Here is a 16,224-nt window from a genome sequence, read left to right as displayed (position 1 = left end):
CGTGGCACGATGGGTCTCATGAGCGCGCCAAGCCCCGTGGAGCTCGACGAGCCGGAGATCGACGACGTCGTCGCACCGTCGACCCCATGGGTGACCATCGTCTGGAACGACCCGGTCAACCTGATGTCGTACGTCACCTTCGTCTTCCAGAAGTACTTCGGCTACTCCAAGAAGAAGGCGGAGAAGCTGATGATGGAGGTGCACAACGACGGCAAGTCGGCCGTCTCCTCCGGGTCACGCGAGGAGATGGAGCGCGACGTGCAGGCGATGCACGAGTACGGGCTGTGGGCGACGCTGGAGAAGCAGGATTGATGGGCGGGTTCAGCTACCACCGCCGCAGCAAGCAGATCATCGCGACCTTCTCCGGGTTCGAGGCCGACCTGCTCCGTTCGTTGGCCTCGCAGCTCGTCGAGCTGTTGCGCAACGAGGTCGCCGCACCCGCCGAGAGCGACGACCCGCTCGAGGCCCTGCTCGACTTCTCGGGGCCGACCACCGAGCCCGAGGACCCGGTCCTGAAGCGGCTCTTCCCCTCTGCCTACGGGAACGACGAAGAGGCCGCCGGGGAGTTTCGGCGGTTCACCGAGGGTGGGCTGCGCGACGGCAAGGCGCGGGCCGCGTCCACGATCATCGACTCGCTCGAGGAGGCGGGCCTCCCGCCCGAGCTCGACGAGGACGGGCTGGTCATCGACGTCGAGCTGCCGATCCCCGACGCCGAGGCGTGGATGCGCTCCTTCACCGACATCCGGCTCGCGCTGGCGACCCGGCTCGGGGTCGAGGAGGGCGACGAGGACTTCTGGGACTCGCTGCCCGACGACGACCCCGCCGGCCAGGTCTACGGCATCTACCAGTGGGTCGGGATCCTGCAGGAGACCATGGTCGAGGCGCTGTGGGCGGCGTCCTGACTAGGGCGAGCGTTCGGCCGTACGACTGTCCAGCAGGGTGACCAGGATCCGGGTGAGCGTCCTCCGGTCCTCCTCGGGCAGGGGCTGCAGGAGCTCGTCGGCCGCCTGCTGACGAGCATCCTCGATCAGTCGTCCCAGGCGTACGCCTTCCTCGGTGGCGACCACGCAGACCGCCCGACGGTCGGCAGGATCCGGCTGGCGCACGACCAGGCCGTGGAGTTCGAGGCCGTCGATGACCTCGGTGGCCGACCGAGGGACGATGCGGAGCCTCTCGGCGAGCGCCGAGAGACGCATCGGCTCATCGGCGGCGAGCACCATCCGCAGGGCGCGGGCCTGCGAGGGGGTGACGCCCCAGCGGGCGGTCGCGTCGCCGAAGCGGCGGCGCAGGGTGCGCGCTGCCGCCATCAGCAGGTCGGCGGTCTCGTCCACAGGAATAATCCTAACGCCATCGTGCGTTGGCCTCATTGTGAGCCAACCTCAGTAAATAGGATCGAGGTGTTCGAATGAGTGAGCCGCACCCGTACAAACCTTCCGGCGAATCCGGCGAATCCGGCCGATCCGGCCGTGATCCCGGCAGCAAGCGCGCCGATCGCGCCCAGCTCGAGGCCAAGCCGGTCTCGCTGCGGCGGATCGCGCGCCTCTTCGCGCCCTACCGTGGGCGCCTGCTTCTCGTCGTGGCGCTGATCGTGGTGAGCTCGGTGATCGGTCTGGCGCAGCCGTTCCTGGTCAAGCACGTCATCGACACCGCCCTGCCCGAGCGCGACACCACGCTGCTCGTGCTCAGCGTCGCCGCGATGGTGCTCGTCGCGATCGCCTCCGCCGCCCTCGGAGTGGCCCAGACGCTGATCTCGACCGAGGTCGGCCAGCGGGTCATGCACCGGCTGCGTACCGACCTCTTCGGGCACCTGCAGCGCCAGTCGCTGGACTTCTTCACCCGTACGCGGGGTGGCGAGGTGCAGTCGCGGATGGTCAACGACATCGGCTCGATGCAGTCGGTGGTCACCTCCACCGCGACCTCGATCGCGGCCAACGTCACGGTCGTCGTCGGCACCGTGGTCGCGATGATGGCGCTCAACTGGCGGCTCGCGCTGATCTCGCTGGTGGTGCTGCCGCCGGCGGTGTGGACGACCCGCAAGGTGGCGCAGATGCGCTACGCGGTCACGACGCAGCGTCAGGCGAAGATGGCCGACCTGCACGTGCAGGTCGAGGAGGGGCTCTCGGTCAGCGGCATCCTGCTGACCAAGACGCTCGGTGCCGCGCCGGCCCTGGCCTCCCGTTTCGAGCAGACCTCCCACGACCTCGTCGGGCTGGAGGTACGCAGCCAGCTCGCCGGGCGGTGGCGGATGGCGACGATGCAGGTGGTCTTCGCCGCGGTTCCGGCCGCGCTCTACCTCGCCGCGGGCTTCCCGGCGACCTCCGGTGCGCTGACCATCGGGACCCTGGTCGCCTTCGTCTCGCTCCAGGGCTCGCTCTTCCGGCCGCTGATGGGTCTGCTCAACGTCGGGGTCGACGTGACCTCCTCCCTGGCGCTCTTCTCGCGGATCTTCGAGTACCTCGACCTGCCGGTCGAGATCGACGACCCGGACTCCCCGGTGGCTCTGGGTGAGGCTCGCGGGGAGGTCGTCCTCGACGACGTCGGGTTCTCCTACGACGGGTCGCAACCCGTCCTCGAGCACATCTCGCTGCGGGTGCCCGCCGGCGGCTCGCTGGCGCTGGTCGGGGCCACCGGATCGGGCAAGTCGACGCTGGCCGGGATGGTCGCGCGGCTGCACGACCCGACCTCTGGCCGGGTGCTGCTCGACGGGGTCGACCTGCGCGACCTGACCCTCGCCGACCTGGCCGCCAACGTCGGCATGGTCACCCAGGAGACCTATCTGCTTCATGCGAGCGTTCGCGACAATCTGCGCCACGCGCGCCCCGAGGCGAGCGACGCCGAGATCGAGGAAGCTGCTCGTGCGGCCCGGATCCACGACCTGATCGTCGGGCTCCCCGACGGCTACGACACGCTCGTCGGCTCCCGCGGCCACCGGTTCTCCGGCGGTGAGCAACAGCGGCTGGCGATCGCTCGCACGCTGCTGCGCGACCCGCGCGTCCTCGTGCTCGACGAGGCCACCTCCGCGCTCGACAACACCACCGAGCGGGAGGTCCAGGCCGCCCTGGACCGCCTGGCGGAGGGGCGTACGACGATCACCATCGCCCACCGCCTCTCCACCGTTCGCGACGCCGACCAGATCGCCGTGCTCGACCAGGGCCGGGTCGTCGAGGTCGGCACCCACGAGGAGCTGCTGCTGCGCGCCGGCGCCTACGCCGACCTCGTACGCGGCGGTCTGACGGCGGCTGCCTAGCACGGATCCGGTGCGCGATGCGGACGGCGTCCGAGGGCCGGTCACGTTCAGGATCCGGTGCTCGGGCGCATACGCTGAGCAGCGTGCTGACCATCGACCAGGCGACGTACGACGCGATCGTCGCCCACGCGAAGCGCGACCATCCCGACGAGGCGTGCGGGATCGTCGCGGGCCCTGAGGGGTCCGACCGGCCGGAGCGGTTCATCGAGATGATCAACGCCGCCGGCTCGCCGACCTTCTACGAGTTCGACTCGACCGATCTGCTCCAGCTCTACAAGGAGATGGACGCGAACGACGAGGAGCCGGTGGTCGTCTACCACTCCCACACGGCCACCGAGGCCTACCCCTCGCGCACCGACATCGGGCTGGCGATGGAGCCGAACGCTCACTACGTGCTGGTCAGCACCCGAGAGCACGGAAATGACGAGGGTCCGGTCGAGTTCCGGTCCTACCGGATCGTCGACGGCACCGTCACCGAGGAAGAAATCAGCATCGTCCCGACGTTGTCGTGACGCGCAACACCTACATCTAGGAGAACGAACCCATGGCCATCGAGGTCAAGATCCCGACCATCCTCCGCACCTACACCGCCGGTGAGAAGGCAGTCAGCGCCGAGGGCAAGACCCTGAGCGCGCTCATCGACGACCTCGAGGCGAACCACTCCGGCATCAAGGAGCGCCTCATCGACAACGGTGACCTGCGCCGCTTCGTCAACGTCTACATCAACGACGAGGACGTACGTTTCATCGGCGGTCTTGACGCCGAGCTCAAGGACGGCGACCAGGTCGTCGTGCTTCCCGCCGTCGCCGGCGGCTGCTGAACCCTTCAGCCCAGAATGCCGCGGTCGTACGCTCGTGCGACCGCGGCTGCTCTGTCTGTGACCCCCAGCTTGTCGAGGATGTGACCCAGGTGGGTCTTGACCGTCGCCTCGCTGACGAAGAGCTTCGCGGCGATGGCGCGGTTGGTCGTGCCGCGCGCGACGAGGGTGAGCACCTCGCGCTCGCGGGGGCTCAGCTGGGCCGTCGGACCGGGTGAGCGCAGCCGGGAGGCGAGCCGGGTCGCTACCGCGGGGGAGAGGACGGTCTCGCCGGCCGCCGTCGCGCGGACGGCCTCGACCAGGTCCGGTGTCGGCGCGTCCTTGAGCAGATAGCCGGTCGCACCTGCCTCGATCGCGGCGACCACGTCGGAGTCGGTGTCGAACGTCGTCAGGACCAGTACGCCGGTCTGCGACTCCAACGCCCGGAGCCGCTCGATCACCTCGACCCCGCCGGTGCCGGGCATCCGCAGGTCCAGCACGAGTACGTCCGGCTCTAGCTCCTCGACGAGGGCCAGTGCCTCCGCCCCGTCGCCGGCCTGGCCGACGACCTCGAAGCCTTGCGCGCGGAGCACCCCGACCACCCCGTCGCGTACGACGGGATGGTCGTCGGCGACCACGATCCTGATCTGAGTCATGCGGGTCCTCGGGGGAGTGCGGGGATACTGGCGGAGACGGCGGTGCCGGCGCCGGGGGCGGACTCGAGGGTGAAGGTGCCGGCCAGGCGCTGCGCCCGCTCGCGCATCACGCCCAGCCCGAACGAGGACGAGCGGCGCGGAGCGGCGGGGTCGAAGCCGGAGCCGTCGTCGCGCACGTCGAGGATGACGTCGGCATCGTCGAAGGTGAGAGTGACGCCGACCCGGGAGGCGTCGGCGTGCTTGGCGACGTTGGCGAGCGCCTCCTGGGCGATCCGGAGCAGCGTCGCCTCGACCTCGGAATGCAGCGCCGTGGCCTCGCCGACGACGACGAAGGAGGCCTCGACGCCGTGGTCGTCGCGCCAGCTCGTGACCAGACTCGAGAGGGCGTCGGCGAGGCCTGCTTCGGCCAGCTGGGCAGGGGTCAGGTCCTGCACCGACCGCCGGGCCTCGACCAGCGCGGTGCGGGCCATCTCGGTTGCCCTGGCCACCCGGCGGCGTACGTCCTGGGCATCCGCGGAGCCCTCGGCGGCCTGGAGCTGGGCCACGACGCCGGCCAGGGACTGGGCGATGGTGTCGTGGATCTCGCGGGCGAGGCGCTCGCGCTCGTCGCGTACGCCGGCCGAGCGTGACTGGGCGAGCAGCTCCTGCTGGAGCCGGGCGTTCTCGGTGAGTGCTTCCTCGAGACGGTCGATCGTCGCGGCGCGCTCCCGGCTGACGGCGTCGAGGTGCTCGCTGTAGCGGCCCATGAGCGAGGCGAGACCGAAGTTGAGCACGAACAACAGCGGCAGCAGCAGGCTCTGCCATGGGTTGTCGTATGGGGGCGGACCTCCGGTCTGGCCCATCGCCATGATCACTGCGGTGGCCGCCATCGCCACCCATCGCCACCGACCGCGGAAGGAGTCGAAGGCGTCCAGGAACCCGATCCAGGCGAAGATGCAGAACAGCGGGTGCATCGCTGTCAGCACCGCGGCCAGTGCCGTGCGGCCGATGTAGCCGACCGGATGGGGGCGGCCGTAGACGTACATCCATCGCCACGTCCACACCGCGGTCGCCGCCACGAGGATCCCGAAGATCACGCGCGCGCCGGGCGACTGCGGCCCGATCTCGGGGAAGGTCGCGACGCAGATCGCCGAGGCGAGCGCGAGCAGCACGAAGGGCAGCACCTTGAGATTGCGCTCCCAGCGCTGCTCGTGCTCGACGGCCGAGGTCATGTGGAGGACCTTCTCATTCCCAGCGGAAGGCGCGCACGGCAATCAGGTACAGCACGACCGCCCAGCCGCCCATCAACGCCAGATCCACCAGTTGCGGGAAGGCGCCGCCGGCGGCGTCGTTGAGCGCGTTGGAGGCCGCGCCGTAGGGCGTGAACGAGATGATGTCGCGGGCGGTGCCGCCGAAGGCCTCGACCGGGAAGTAGACCCCCGCGGTGAACATCGACGGGAAGAAGACCACCATCCCCACCACCTGCCCGGTCTTCGCGTTGGGGGAGACCGCGGTGATCGCGGCGCCGATCCCGAGCGAGACGGCCAGTGCCAGGACGTAGGCGGCGACGTATCCGAGGAGCGACTCCGGGAGCGGGGTCCCGAACGCCACCCGGCCGAGCACGATCACGATCACCGAGGACGCCGCGACCGCGATGGCGTGCACCAGCACCTGGCCGAGCAGGATCGAGGCGGGGCGGGCCGGCGTGGTCCCGAGCCGCCGCAGGACCCCGCTCTCGCGGTAGCCGGTCAGCGTCGGCGGCATCGTCATGATCGCCGCCATGATCATCGAGAGCAGCACGGTGACCGGGACGTAGACATCGATCAGGCTCCGGCCGCCGAGGTCGGCACTGTCCTCGCGGAAGCTCGGGATCAGCCCGAGGACCCCCAGCAGCAGGCTCGGGAACAGGACGATCCAGAAGAGCGAGAGCCGCTCGCGCGCGAAGAGCCGGGACTCCGTACGGATCACGGCAACGGTCGGGCTGGTCATCGGAGCGCCTCCTGGCGAGTGTCTGTTTCGGTGAGGTCGAGGTAGGCGGCGTCGAGGCTGCCCGCGGCGACCCGGAGTCGCTGCGGGGTCACGCCCTGCGCACGCAGCATCTCGACGACCGCGAGCGCGACCCCTTCGGCGCCCTCGACGGTGACGGTGCCGTTCTCGCTGCGTGCGGCGGTGACGCCGTCGAGATCGCGCAGCGAGGCCAGGTCGATCGCGACCGCGGTCTCGAACGTGGTGATCGTGGCGGCGGAGGCGGAGTCGATGAGCCCGGCCGGGGTGTCCAGCGCCCGGATCCGGCCGGCGTCGACGATGGCGATCCGGTCGCAGAGCGTCTGCGCCTCCTCCATCGAGTGGGTGACCAGCAGGACGGTCACACCCCGGTCGCGTACGTCTCGCACCAGGTCCCACACCTCACGGCGGGCCCGCGGGTCAAGGCCGGTGGTGAGCTCGTCGAGGACGACGACCCGCGGCCGGCCGATCAGCGCCAGCGCGATCGAGAGCCGCTGCTGCTGACCGCCGGAGAGGTTCTCGAACCGCTGCCCGAGGTGGATGCCGAGACCCAGCCGCTCGGCCAGCGGCGCCCACGGCTCAGGGTCGGGGTAGAAGGCGCTCCACAGCTCCAGCGCTTCCTGAACGGTGATCTTCGGCTGCAGCTTGGCCTCTTGGAGCTGTACGCCGAGCACCTCCGTCACGGCGGCGCGATCCGTCCACGGGTCGATGCCGTGGACCCGGATCCGGCCGCGGTCCCCGACCCGGAGGCCGGCGATCGACTCGACGGTTGTGCTCTTGCCGGCTCCGTTGGGGCCGAGGATGCCGAAGATCTCTCCGGTCTCGACGTGAAGGCTGATCTCGTCGACCGCCACCTTGTCGCCATAGGTCTTGCGCAGGCCGTCCACGACGACCGCTGGTTCTCGCTCCTGATGCATACCTTCAGCCTGGTCGGTGACGCGGTCTCACGGATCGGGCGATCGGCGCGAGTGGGCATCAGTCGATCGGTTGATGCGACGATGGACCCCATGCGCTACGACAACCTGCTGGCGTCGGTCGGGGGCACCCCGTTGGTGGGGCTGCCCCGCCTCTCGCCCTCTCCCGACGTACGTCTGTGGGCCAAGCTCGAGGACCGGAACCCCACCGGCTCGATCAAGGACCGCCCGGCTCTTCGCATGGTCGAGGAGGCCGAGAAGGACGGCAGGCTCCGCCCGGGCTGCACGATCCTGGAGCCGACCTCCGGCAACACCGGGATCTCGCTGGCCATGGCGGCCAAGCTCAAGGGCTACCGGATCGTGTGCGTGATGCCCGAGAACACCTCCGAGGAGCGGCGCCAGCTGCTGCGGATGTGGGGCGCCGAGATCGTCTCCTCGCCCGCCGCCGGTGGCTCCAACGAGGCGGTCAGGGTCGCCAAGCGCCTCGCCGCCGAGCACCCCGACTGGGAGATGCTCTACCAGTACGGCAACGCCGCCAACGCGCGCGCCCACGAGGAGGGCACCGGCCCCGAGCTCCTCGCCGACCTTCCCTCGATCACCCACTTCGTCGCCGGACTGGGCACGACCGGCACGCTCATGGGCGTCGGCCGCTTCTTCCGCACCGCCAAGCCGGACGTACGCATCGTCGCCGCCGAGCCGCGCTACGGCGAGCTCGTCTACGGGCTCAGGAATCTCGACGAGGGCTTCGTCCCCGAGCTCTACGACGCGTCCCTGATCGACGCCCGCTTCTCGGTCGGCCCCCGTGACGCCGTACGTCGCGTCCGCGAGCTCCTCGAGCTCGAGGGCATCTTCGCCGGCATCTCCACCGGCGCCATCCTCCACGCCGCCCTCGCCCAGGCCGCCAAGTCCCTCAAGGCGGGCGAGAAGGCCGACATCGCCTTCGTCGTCGCCGACGGCGGCTGGAAGTACCTCTCCACCGGGGCGTACGAAGGCACCATCGACGACGCCGAGGAAGGCCTCGAGGGCCAGCTCTGGGCCTGACCGCCGGTGACGGGCGTCAGCGGCAGAAGGCGTAGACGACGAGGCCGTGGTCCTCGCCGGAGAAGACCTGGTCGAGGGCCTTGCCGGTGAGGTGGGCGTCGACGTAGCGCGGGGCGGGGCCGGTGGCGACGATGGCGTGGCCGGGGAGTCTGCCGGTCATGTCGCGTGGGGCCTCGGCGCTCCAGCAGTCGTGCTTCTCGATGAGCGCGGCGGGGCTGCCGGGGGCCATCGGGCGCCCGGACCAGACGCTGCCGGCCTCGGGCTCGGCGCCGAGCTGCACCAGCGCTACGGCGACGGCGGATGCGTACATCGCCCAGATGCCGAGCGCCAGGAACCCCGTGCGTCCGAGGAAGGCTCTCACTCCTGGGCAACGCGGCAGCGGGCCCCGGGGTTACGGGCGGTGGCCGGAGGCGGCCACGTCGTGGTCGTGGATCCAGGCGAGATGACGGTCGTACGCATCGCCTGACGCGAGCCGCTTGTTGCGGGCCTGCGCGCGAGGACCGTCGGGGAGGTGGAGGACGTCGGCGGCGGCCAGCGAGGCGATCTGGATGCGGCGGGTGCGGTCGCGGCGGCGTACCTCGTAGGTCGTTCGGGCTCGGTCCGTGTCGTCGTCGGTGGCGAGGCAGTCGGCGAGGACGATCGCGTCCTCGATCGCCTGGGCGGCGCCCTGGCCGTGGTGGGGGACCATCAGGTGCGCGGCGTCGCCGAGCAGCGTGACCCGGCCGCGCGACCAGGTGGCCAGGGGTGGACGGTGGAAGAGGCCCCAGTGCTCCGAGCACGGTGCCGCGGAGATCATCTGGACCACGGCCGGATGCCAGCCGGCGTACGCATGGACATGCTCGTCCGGGTCGGCCGGCCAGGACCACGAGTCCGCTGCCCAGGGCCCGAGCTGCCGCTTGACCAGCAGGAACGCGTGGTCGCCGTCGCCGACCGGATGATGCATCAGGTGGCCGTCGGTCCCCGTCCACACCTGCACCCGGCCGGGATCGGGGAGCAGTGTGAGCTGCGAGCGCGGGACGATCCCGCGCCAGGCGATGCACCCGGAGAACTGGGCGTCGTCGTAGCCGACGACGTGCTCGCGCAGCATCGATCCGGCGCCGTCGGCGCCGATGACCAGGTCGGCCTCGACCGACTCGCCGTCGGCGAACTCCAAGGCCACGGGGCCGTCGCCGGGATCGGCGAGATCCACCAGACGGTGGCCGAGGTGGAGCCCTTCGGTGCCGAACATCTCGCTCAGAAGCGCGTGCAGGTCGGCGTGACCGATGCCGTAGCAGGGCGCCCCGGCACGGTCGGCGTACTCGGCGGCGGAGAGCACCCGGCCGATCGCGGCTCCGGTGTGGCCGTCGCGCCAGACCCAGCCATTGACGGTCGCCGCCGCCTCACCGAGATCCGGCTCGAGTCCGATGCGCTCCAGGAGCCGGGTCGCGTTGGCCGGTAGCAGCACGGCGTCGCCGGCCGGGCGTGGGTCGGTCGCGGCCTCGTACACCTCGACCTCGATGCCTCTGCGGCGCAGCTCGACGGCGAGAGTCAGGCCGCCGATGCCGGCGCCGATGATCGTGACCCGCCGGGCACGACGATCCCTGCGTAAAGCTGCCCGAGCCATCCGGGTGACTGACATCGCACGCTCCTTGGGGAGGTTACGTTCGAAACGTACCTCAGGGGCGTGTGTGCTCGTGGACGGTTACGGCAAACATCATTTGACGTCGAGCGTCTGCTCCGTGCCGATGTCGCTGGTCCCGATGGGGCCGAGGCCGAGGAGATCCAGGGCCAGGTTGCCAAGGTCGGCGTTGCGTACGGGCTGGGGGCCGTCGTAGTCGGGCCGGTCCTTGCCGGGGTCGCGGTAGTCGTCGGCGTTGAGCTCGTAGAGGTCCGTGCCGGCGCCGGCGTCCGGGCCCCACACGATGAACGGGATCCGGTAGTTCTCGTAGACCTTCTCGGAGTGGTTGGTGATGCCCGGCTTGAAGCCGTGGTCGGCGGTGAGGATGACGTCGAGCTCCTTCGTCAGCCCCGGATCGGCGTCGATGACGTCGAGGAGCTCGCCGACCTGGGCGTCGGACTCCTCGACGGCCTCCAGATACTCCGGCGACATCCCGCCCGAGGCGTGTCCGGCGGCGTCGGGAAGGGACAGATGTACGAAGGTGAGGTCCCGCCGCTCGTCGGCGAGATCCTCGGCGGCTTCCGGGACCAGCTCGTCGTGGTCGTCGATCGGCACGTAGAGGTCGATGTCGTCCTCCCAGGCCCGCTGCCACAGCTCGAACTTCTGCTTCGTCACGAAGACCCCGGTGCTGAGCCCGGCCTCGTGGGCGACGGTGAACACCGACTCCTCGTTCTTCGAGATCGACTTCGACGGGTCGCCGACGTTCCAGGTGACCCCGTGGCCGCCGTCGTCGGCGTCGATCGGGTCGCCGGTGACCATGCTGGTGTGGTTGGGCAGGGTGATGTTCTTCTCGTAGGCGGTGCGCGCGTTGAGCGTCGAGGCGCCCTCGTCGATCAGCCGGTGGATGTTGGGCGTCTTCGCCGGCCCCAGCTTCGCGAGCGCATCCGGGTTGAGCCCGTCGATCGAGATCGCGAGCACCTTGCGGCCGACCTGGGTGGGCTCACGCTCCGCACGGACGCGGCCATCGCCCCTGTCGCCATCGGCACCGCCACCGCCACCGCCGTTGTCCCGGTCGGGCAGGGCGGTGAACGCCACGACGAGCACGACGACGAGGAAGATGCCGAAGGAGACGAGAGGGAAGAGGCGACGCACCGGCACACCCTAAGTGAACCCGATGGCACCCCGGGCGAACGCTCAGCGAATGTCTAGTGACTGAGTTGAGTTCAGCGTGCTGCCGGGGATCGGGCCCAGACCGAGCAGGTCCAGGGCCAGGTTGCCGAGGTCGCCGTTGCGGATCGGCTGCCTGCCGGCGTACGTCGGCCGGGTCGTCCCCGGCGCTAGGTAGTCGGGGTTGAGCCGGTAGAGCGAGGCGCCGCGGGCGACGCCGGGGCCCCACACGACGAACGGGATCCGGTAGTTGGAGTAGAGGTGGGCACCGTGGTCCCTGGCGGCGGCCTTGAACCCGTGGTCGGCGGTGAGGATGACGTACGTCGACCGCTTCAGCGTCGTCGAGGCGTCGATCGTCTTCAGCAGCCTGCCGATGCGGGCATCGGTGCGGATCACCGAGGCGCGGTAGGCCGCGCTCATCCCGCCGTCGCGGTGGCCGTAGTGGTCGGGGGAGCCCAGATGGACGAAGGTGAAGGCACGCTTGTTGGTCGCCAGGTCGGCGGCCGCCCGGTTCACCAGGTCGGCGTCGCTGTCGACCACGAACCGGTCGATCGAGGGCCAGGAGCGGTCGAAGATGCCGAACTTCGACTTCGACGCGAACAGGGCACTGCTCCGGCCGGTGCGCTCGACCTGGCTGAAGACCGATGAGACCGGGTGGCCGGCGGCCTCCTGCACCGTCATCCAGCGGCGGTCGTCGTTCCAGGTGACCCCGTGGCCGTGCGCGGACCGGGTGATCCGGCGGCCGGTGACCATCGAGGTGTGGTTGGGCAGGGTGACGTTCTGCTCGTACTCGCTGCGCGCCTGGCGGGTCGAGGCGCCGCCGCGCATCAGCCGGTAGATGTTGGGCAGGTTGCCCGGGCCGAGCTTCTCGACCGCGGTCACGCTGAGGCCGTCGACGGAGATCGCCAGCACCCGCTTCGTGGTCGCCGCCTGCGCGGGCCGCCCGGGCAGCTCGACGACCGCGAAGGTGACGCTCAACAGGGTGATCAGGACCATCAGCACCAGCGAGCGCCGAGAAATCGTCATAACCGGACGTTAACAACACTGATCCGGCCCGCTCATGAACGTGAGATGGATCTCGGGTATGTCTCGAGTGACCCCCAGCACTGCGAAGTTGCGCTGTTTGGGCCTAGCCTTGACGATCGTGCAGTCCGTCTCGTCCCTGGGTTCGCCCTCGCCCCTGGGTTCAGCCCAGCCCGACCGCGACGCCCCGATCGGGATCTTCGACTCGGGCTTCGGCGGTCTCACCGTGGCGCGATCGGTGATCGACCAGCTCGCCCACGAGTCGATCCTGTACGTCGGCGACACCGCCCGCGCGCCCTACGGGCCCAAGCCGATCGCCGAGGTGCGCGAGTACGCCCTGGAGTGCCTCGACCATCTCGTCGCGCAGGGCGTGAAGGCGCTGGTGATCGCGTGCAACTCGGCCTCGGCCGCGATGCTGCGCGATGCCCGGGAGCGCTACAAGCCGCTGCCCGTCGTCGAGGTCATCCTGCCGGCGACCCGCCGTGCCGTCGCGGCGTCCCGCACGGGCCGGATCGGGGTCATCTGCACCCATGCGACCGCCGAGTCGATGGCGTACGACGACGCCTTCGCCGCGGCTCCCCACGTCTCGCTGCACACCCAGGCGTGCCCCCAGTTCGTCCCGTTCGTCGAGGCCGGCATCACCGGCGGCGACGAGCTCCTGGCCGCCGCCCACGAGTATCTGGACCCGCTGACCAGCGCCGGGGTCGACACGCTGATCCTCGGGTGCACCCACTATCCGCTCCTGACTGGTGTGATCTCCTATGTGATGGGCGACAACGTGACGCTGGTCAGCAGTGCCGAGGAGTCGGCGAAGGACGTCTACCGCGTCCTCGCCGAGCACGACCTGATGCGCGAGGGCGGCGAGCCGACCTACACGTTCCTCACCACCGGCAACCCCGCCGAGTTCAAGGCGATCGGTGCCCGGTTCCTGGGCCCGGAGCTCGCCGCCGCCCAGCAGTTCGCCGGAGGGATGGGATGACCTCCGGGATGCGGCTGACAGTGATCGGATGCTCGGGCTCCTATCCCGGGCCCGACAGCCCCGCCTCCTGCTATCTCGTCGAGGCCGACGACGAGGACGGACGTACGTGGCGGATCGTGCTCGACATGGGCAACGGTGCGCTCGGGGTCCTGCAGCGCTACATCGACCCGCTGCTGATCGACGCGGTCCTGCTCTCGCACCTGCACGCCGACCACTGCGTCGACATGACCTCCTACTACGTGCTCCGCAAGTGGCACCCCACCGGCCCGCAGCCGCCGATCCCCGTCTACGGCCCCAAGGGCACCGGCCGGCGCCTGGCGAAGGCCTACGACCTGCCCAAGCGCCCCGGGATGCGCGAGGAGTTCGCGTTCTCGACCTACACCGGGCCGATCCATCTCGGTCCGTTCGTGATCACCCCGACCTCCGTGGAGCATCCGGTCGACGCGTACGGGCTCCGGATCGAGGCGCACGGCAAGGTCATCGCCTACAGCGGCGACACCGCCGAGACCGAGGCGCTGCTCGACATCGCCACAGACGCCGACCTGTTCGTCTGCGAGGCCGCCTTCCGCGACGGCGTCGACAACCCGCCCGGCGTGCACATCACCGGCGTCCACGCGGGGGAGTACGCCACCAAGGCTCATGTGAAGAAGCTGGTCGTCACTCACGTCCCGCCCTGGCACGACCCCGCCGACGCCCTCCGCGAGGCGCGCTCGGCGTACGACGGTCCGACCGAGCTGGCGGCGACGGGGGCTGTGTACGAGGTCTGAGGTCGGGCAGGGATACCCGGTTAACCGGGTATCCCTGCACTTCTCGGGCATTGCAACACCTGAGAAGTGCAGGAAAAGCCTGAGCGGTGTGACGCGTGTGGTCGGTGAGGCGAGCGGCTCAGACCAGGCCGGCGTCGTGGACCGTGATCGCGATCTGGACGCGGTTGGTGGCGCCGAGCTTGTCGAAGAGGCGCGAGACGTGCGCCTTGACGGTCGGGATCGAGAGGTAGAGCTCCTTGGCGATCTCGGCGTTGCTTAGCCCGCGCCCGACGGCGAGGGCGACCTCGTGCTCGCGCTCGGTGAGCGCCTCGAGCCGGCGGCTGGCGGCAGCGGCGCGCTCGCCGGTCGGCTCGGCGCGGAGCCGGGTGATCAGGGTGCGGGTCGCCTTGGGGGAGAGGATCGGCTCGCCGGAGGCGACCGCGCGGATCGCCGCGACGATCTCGGGCGGGGGCGTGTCCTTGAGCAGGAACCCGTCGGCGCCGGCGGCGAGGGCGTCGACGACGTACTCGTCGGCACCGAAGGTGGTCAGCACGATGACCCGCGGCGACCGAGACTCGGTGAGCACCCGCCGGGTGGCCTCGAGGCCGTTGATGCGCGGCATCCGGATGTCCATCAGCACGACGTCAGGAGCGGACGTGCGGACCAGAGCGAGCGCCTCCTGGCCATCGGTCGCCTCGCCGACGACCTCGATGTCGGCCTGACCTCCGAGCATCAGCCCGAGGGCCGAGCGTACGAGCGGGTCGTCGTCGACGATCCCCACCTTGATCTTGGCCGGACTCTCTGGGCTGGTCCCTGGGCTGCTCACTGGCCCCACGGTAGCCATGCTTCGAGGATGAAGACATCCTTTTCCGTGCGGTGCGCGAGGCGTCCACCCGCCAGGTCGACGCGCTCGGTGAGCCCGACCAGGCCCAGCCCGGCGCCGGGCGTGTTGGAGTCGAAGCCGAGCCGGTTGCGCAGCAGCACCTCGATCCCGTGCTCCTCCGAGCCTTGCAGGGACACCTTCAGGGCCGCCCCGGGCGCATGTTTGCGGGCGTTGGTGATGCCCTCCTGCACGACCCGGTAGATCGACCGCCCGACCGCCTCCGGCGGCGAGCCCTCGACGTCGTCGTCGAAGGTGATGTTCATGCCGCCCTCGCGGGCCTCCTCGACGAGGCGGCCGAGGTCGGCGTACGTCGGCTGGGGCGCGGTCTCGGGATCCTCGCCGTTGCCGCGCAGCACGCCGAGAACGGTCCGGAGGTCGTCGAGCGCCCGGTGGGCACCGTCGCGGATGGTGCCGACCTCGGCCCGCAGCTGGTCGGCGGAGAGGTCCTCGCGGTAGGCGAGCGCGCCGGCCTGCATGGAGATGTGGGAGATGCGGTGGGCGAGCACATCGTGCATCTCGCGGGCGATCCGCCGGCGCTCGGTCTCGCGGGCCTGGGAGACGCGCAGCGCCTGCTCGGCCTCGGCGGTCTCGGCGCGGAGCCGGAGCGTCGCGATCAGCTCACGGCGGGAGCCGATGTACATGCCCCACGCGACCATTGCGGCGATGATCACCACGTTGGCTCCGAGGTTGAAGCCCCACAACGGGATGCCAGGGATCTCCTCTGCGGGGGTGGTCTCCATCACCGCGAACCAGAACATGCCGGCGGCGACGTTGAGCAGGGAGATCGGGATGATCTCGCGCCAGCGGCGCCGGGTCGCCAGCGAGACCAGGGCGAGGCTTGACGCTCCGGCGGAGAGGATCGAGAACGCCCCGGCGACGATGGTGAACGTGGCGATCGCCACCGGCCAACGGCGGCGCCAGAAGACCAGGACCATGCAGAGGACGCCGAGGCCGAGGTCGAGCAGGAAGCGCCACTCCGGCCACCCGTCGGTGCTGGAGATCAAGCCGATGGCGCTGATCCCCAGAGCGAGGAGATACCGCCACACGTGCCCCCACAGGCTCAGGCGTGGCTGATAGGCCTCAGGTGACGGTTGCTGCACGGCGTACACGCTAGTCAACCGAGGTCGGGGACACAGGATCCCGCGGTCGCGCCAGGACCCATACTTTCGTCGGGTCGAGGGTCATCCGTATG

General features: G+C 70.2%; 19 protein-coding genes. 8 read left to right on the top strand and 11 right to left on the bottom strand.

Going from position 1 to position 16,224, the window contains the following annotated elements; genetic code table 11:
- The first annotated feature begins 18 nt into the window (after positions 1-18).
- Both clpS and ACIO3S_RS01225 read left to right on the top strand, forming a co-directional pair.
- The gene (gene clpS, locus ACIO3S_RS01230) at positions 19-312 is read left to right on the top strand and encodes an ATP-dependent Clp protease adapter ClpS (protein WP_400458634.1); all 294 of its coding nucleotides are present in this window, start codon (positions 19-21) and stop codon (positions 310-312) included.
- Positions 312-902, top strand: coding sequence for a DUF2017 domain-containing protein (locus ACIO3S_RS01225; protein ID WP_091049194.1), 591 nt, complete (start codon positions 312-314; stop codon positions 900-902). The genes clpS and ACIO3S_RS01225 overlap by 1 nt, the downstream gene beginning before the upstream one ends.
- Here ACIO3S_RS01225 and ACIO3S_RS01220 read toward each other — a convergent pair whose 3' ends face one another.
- Entirely contained in the window at positions 903-1,331 is a 429-nt protein-coding gene (locus tag ACIO3S_RS01220) for a MarR family winged helix-turn-helix transcriptional regulator (protein WP_400458632.1), read from the bottom strand.
- A 74-nt stretch (positions 1,332-1,405) separates the two neighbouring features.
- On the opposite strand from ACIO3S_RS01220, the gene ACIO3S_RS01215 reads away from it, so the two are divergent.
- The 3 genes from ACIO3S_RS01215 (at position 1,406) to ACIO3S_RS01205 (ending at position 4,067) form a co-directional block, all read left to right on the top strand.
- Complete coding sequence (locus ACIO3S_RS01215; protein ID WP_400458630.1) at positions 1,406-3,247, top strand: ABC transporter ATP-binding protein; 1,842 nt, start codon at positions 1,406-1,408, stop codon at positions 3,245-3,247.
- An 83-nt stretch (positions 3,248-3,330) separates the two neighbouring features.
- Positions 3,331-3,759, top strand: coding sequence for a M67 family metallopeptidase (locus ACIO3S_RS01210; RefSeq protein WP_160024702.1), 429 nt, complete (start codon positions 3,331-3,333; stop codon positions 3,757-3,759).
- Positions 3,760-3,791: 32 nt separating this feature from the next.
- A complete protein-coding gene (locus ACIO3S_RS01205) occupies positions 3,792-4,067 on the top strand; it encodes a MoaD family protein (RefSeq protein ID WP_008358635.1) in 276 nt (91 codons plus the stop codon).
- A gap of 5 nt (positions 4,068-4,072) precedes the next feature.
- On the opposite strand, the gene ACIO3S_RS01200 is transcribed toward ACIO3S_RS01205, so the two are convergent.
- The 4 genes from ACIO3S_RS01200 to ACIO3S_RS01185 are packed head-to-tail and all read right to left on the bottom strand — an operon-like array spanning position 4,073 to position 7,599.
- A complete protein-coding gene (locus ACIO3S_RS01200; protein WP_400458628.1) occupies positions 4,073-4,699 on the bottom strand; it encodes a response regulator in 627 nt (208 codons plus the stop codon).
- Positions 4,696-5,910, bottom strand: coding sequence for a sensor histidine kinase (locus tag ACIO3S_RS01195; protein ID WP_400458626.1), 1,215 nt, complete (start codon positions 5,908-5,910; stop codon positions 4,696-4,698). The genes ACIO3S_RS01200 and ACIO3S_RS01195 overlap by 4 nt, the downstream gene beginning before the upstream one ends.
- Before the next feature lie 13 nt (positions 5,911-5,923).
- Positions 5,924-6,667: an ABC transporter permease gene (locus ACIO3S_RS01190; RefSeq protein WP_400458624.1), complete on the bottom strand. Its 744-nt coding sequence runs from the start codon at positions 6,665-6,667 to the stop codon at positions 5,924-5,926.
- Positions 6,664-7,599 carry an ABC transporter ATP-binding protein gene (locus ACIO3S_RS01185; protein WP_400458622.1) on the bottom strand — a complete coding sequence of 312 codons (936 nt, stop codon included), beginning with the start codon at positions 7,597-7,599 and terminating at the stop codon, positions 6,664-6,666. The genes ACIO3S_RS01190 and ACIO3S_RS01185 overlap by 4 nt, the downstream gene beginning before the upstream one ends.
- Positions 7,600-7,689: 90 nt before the next feature.
- On the opposite strand from ACIO3S_RS01185, the gene ACIO3S_RS01180 reads away from it, so the two are divergent.
- A complete protein-coding gene (locus ACIO3S_RS01180) occupies positions 7,690-8,637 on the top strand; it encodes a PLP-dependent cysteine synthase family protein (protein ID WP_400458620.1) in 948 nt (315 codons plus the stop codon).
- A gap of 16 nt (positions 8,638-8,653) precedes the next feature.
- On the opposite strand, the gene ACIO3S_RS01175 is transcribed toward ACIO3S_RS01180, so the two are convergent.
- The 4 genes from ACIO3S_RS01175 to ACIO3S_RS01160 form a co-directional block, all read right to left on the bottom strand.
- Positions 8,654-8,998, bottom strand: a complete 345-nt coding sequence (locus ACIO3S_RS01175) for a hypothetical protein (protein WP_400458618.1) — start codon at positions 8,996-8,998, stop codon at positions 8,654-8,656.
- A gap of 30 nt (positions 8,999-9,028) precedes the next feature.
- Positions 9,029-10,255 (bottom strand): FAD-dependent oxidoreductase, encoded by a 1,227-nt coding sequence (locus tag ACIO3S_RS01170; RefSeq protein ID WP_400458616.1) that lies wholly within the window; start codon positions 10,253-10,255, stop codon positions 9,029-9,031.
- A gap of 75 nt (positions 10,256-10,330) precedes the next feature.
- Positions 10,331-11,386, bottom strand: coding sequence for an alkaline phosphatase family protein (locus ACIO3S_RS01165; RefSeq protein WP_400458614.1), 1,056 nt, complete (start codon positions 11,384-11,386; stop codon positions 10,331-10,333).
- A gap of 42 nt (positions 11,387-11,428) precedes the next feature.
- Positions 11,429-12,427 (bottom strand): alkaline phosphatase family protein, encoded by a 999-nt coding sequence (locus ACIO3S_RS01160; protein WP_400458612.1) that lies wholly within the window; start codon positions 12,425-12,427, stop codon positions 11,429-11,431.
- Positions 12,428-12,545: 118 nt separating this feature from the next.
- On the opposite strand from ACIO3S_RS01160, the gene murI reads away from it, so the two are divergent.
- Both murI and ACIO3S_RS01150 read left to right on the top strand, forming a co-directional pair.
- Positions 12,546-13,403, top strand: coding sequence for a glutamate racemase (gene murI, locus ACIO3S_RS01155; protein ID WP_160024693.1), 858 nt, complete (start codon positions 12,546-12,548; stop codon positions 13,401-13,403).
- Between the two features lie 8 nt (positions 13,404-13,411).
- Positions 13,412-14,170, top strand: coding sequence for an MBL fold metallo-hydrolase (locus ACIO3S_RS01150; protein ID WP_400458611.1), 759 nt, complete (start codon positions 13,412-13,414; stop codon positions 14,168-14,170).
- Between the two features lie 118 nt (positions 14,171-14,288).
- On the opposite strand, the gene ACIO3S_RS01145 is transcribed toward ACIO3S_RS01150, so the two are convergent.
- Both ACIO3S_RS01145 and ACIO3S_RS01140 read right to left on the bottom strand, forming a co-directional pair.
- Complete coding sequence (locus ACIO3S_RS01145) at positions 14,289-14,975, bottom strand: response regulator (RefSeq protein WP_400458609.1); 687 nt, start codon at positions 14,973-14,975, stop codon at positions 14,289-14,291.
- On the bottom strand, positions 14,972-16,132 hold the full coding sequence (locus ACIO3S_RS01140) for a sensor histidine kinase (RefSeq protein ID WP_400458608.1): 1,161 nt from the start codon (positions 16,130-16,132) through the stop codon (positions 14,972-14,974). Before ACIO3S_RS01140 ends, ACIO3S_RS01145 begins: the two co-directional genes overlap by 4 nt.
- Positions 16,133-16,224: the final 92 nt, after the last annotated feature.

This window comes from Nocardioides sp. NPDC087217 (assembly GCF_044744805.1).
In the GTDB taxonomy this organism is placed as follows: Bacteria; Actinomycetota; Actinomycetes; order Propionibacteriales; family Nocardioidaceae; genus Nocardioides.
Note: the sequence above shows the minus strand (reverse complement) of the source record. Positions and strands in the feature narration are given on the sequence as shown.

Excerpts from the sequence above, each read along its gene's own strand:
- ACIO3S_RS01225 (WP_091049194.1), top strand. The coding sequence starts at position 312 with ATGGGCGGGTTCAGCTACCACCGCCGCAGCAAGCAGATCATCGCGACC.
- ACIO3S_RS01170 (WP_400458616.1), bottom strand. The coding sequence starts at position 10,255 with ATGTCAGTCACCCGGATGGCTCGGGCAGCTTTACGCAGGGATCGTCGT.
- ACIO3S_RS01185 (WP_400458622.1), bottom strand. The coding sequence starts at position 7,599 with ATGCATCAGGAGCGAGAACCAGCGGTCGTCGTGGACGGCCTGCGCAAG.
- ACIO3S_RS01215 (WP_400458630.1), top strand. The coding sequence starts at position 1,406 with ATGAGTGAGCCGCACCCGTACAAACCTTCCGGCGAATCCGGCGAATCC.
- ACIO3S_RS01205 (WP_008358635.1), top strand. The coding sequence starts at position 3,792 with ATGGCCATCGAGGTCAAGATCCCGACCATCCTCCGCACCTACACCGCC.
- ACIO3S_RS01160 (WP_400458612.1), bottom strand. The coding sequence starts at position 12,427 with ATGACGATTTCTCGGCGCTCGCTGGTGCTGATGGTCCTGATCACCCTG.
- ACIO3S_RS01150 (WP_400458611.1), top strand. The coding sequence starts at position 13,412 with ATGCGGCTGACAGTGATCGGATGCTCGGGCTCCTATCCCGGGCCCGAC.
- ACIO3S_RS01180 (WP_400458620.1), top strand. The coding sequence starts at position 7,690 with ATGCGCTACGACAACCTGCTGGCGTCGGTCGGGGGCACCCCGTTGGTG.
- clpS (WP_400458634.1), top strand. The coding sequence starts at position 19 with ATGAGCGCGCCAAGCCCCGTGGAGCTCGACGAGCCGGAGATCGACGAC.
- ACIO3S_RS01200 (WP_400458628.1), bottom strand. The coding sequence starts at position 4,699 with ATGACTCAGATCAGGATCGTGGTCGCCGACGACCATCCCGTCGTACGC.
- ACIO3S_RS01195 (WP_400458626.1), bottom strand. The coding sequence starts at position 5,910 with ATGACCTCGGCCGTCGAGCACGAGCAGCGCTGGGAGCGCAATCTCAAG.
- ACIO3S_RS01190 (WP_400458624.1), bottom strand. The coding sequence starts at position 6,667 with ATGACCAGCCCGACCGTTGCCGTGATCCGTACGGAGTCCCGGCTCTTC.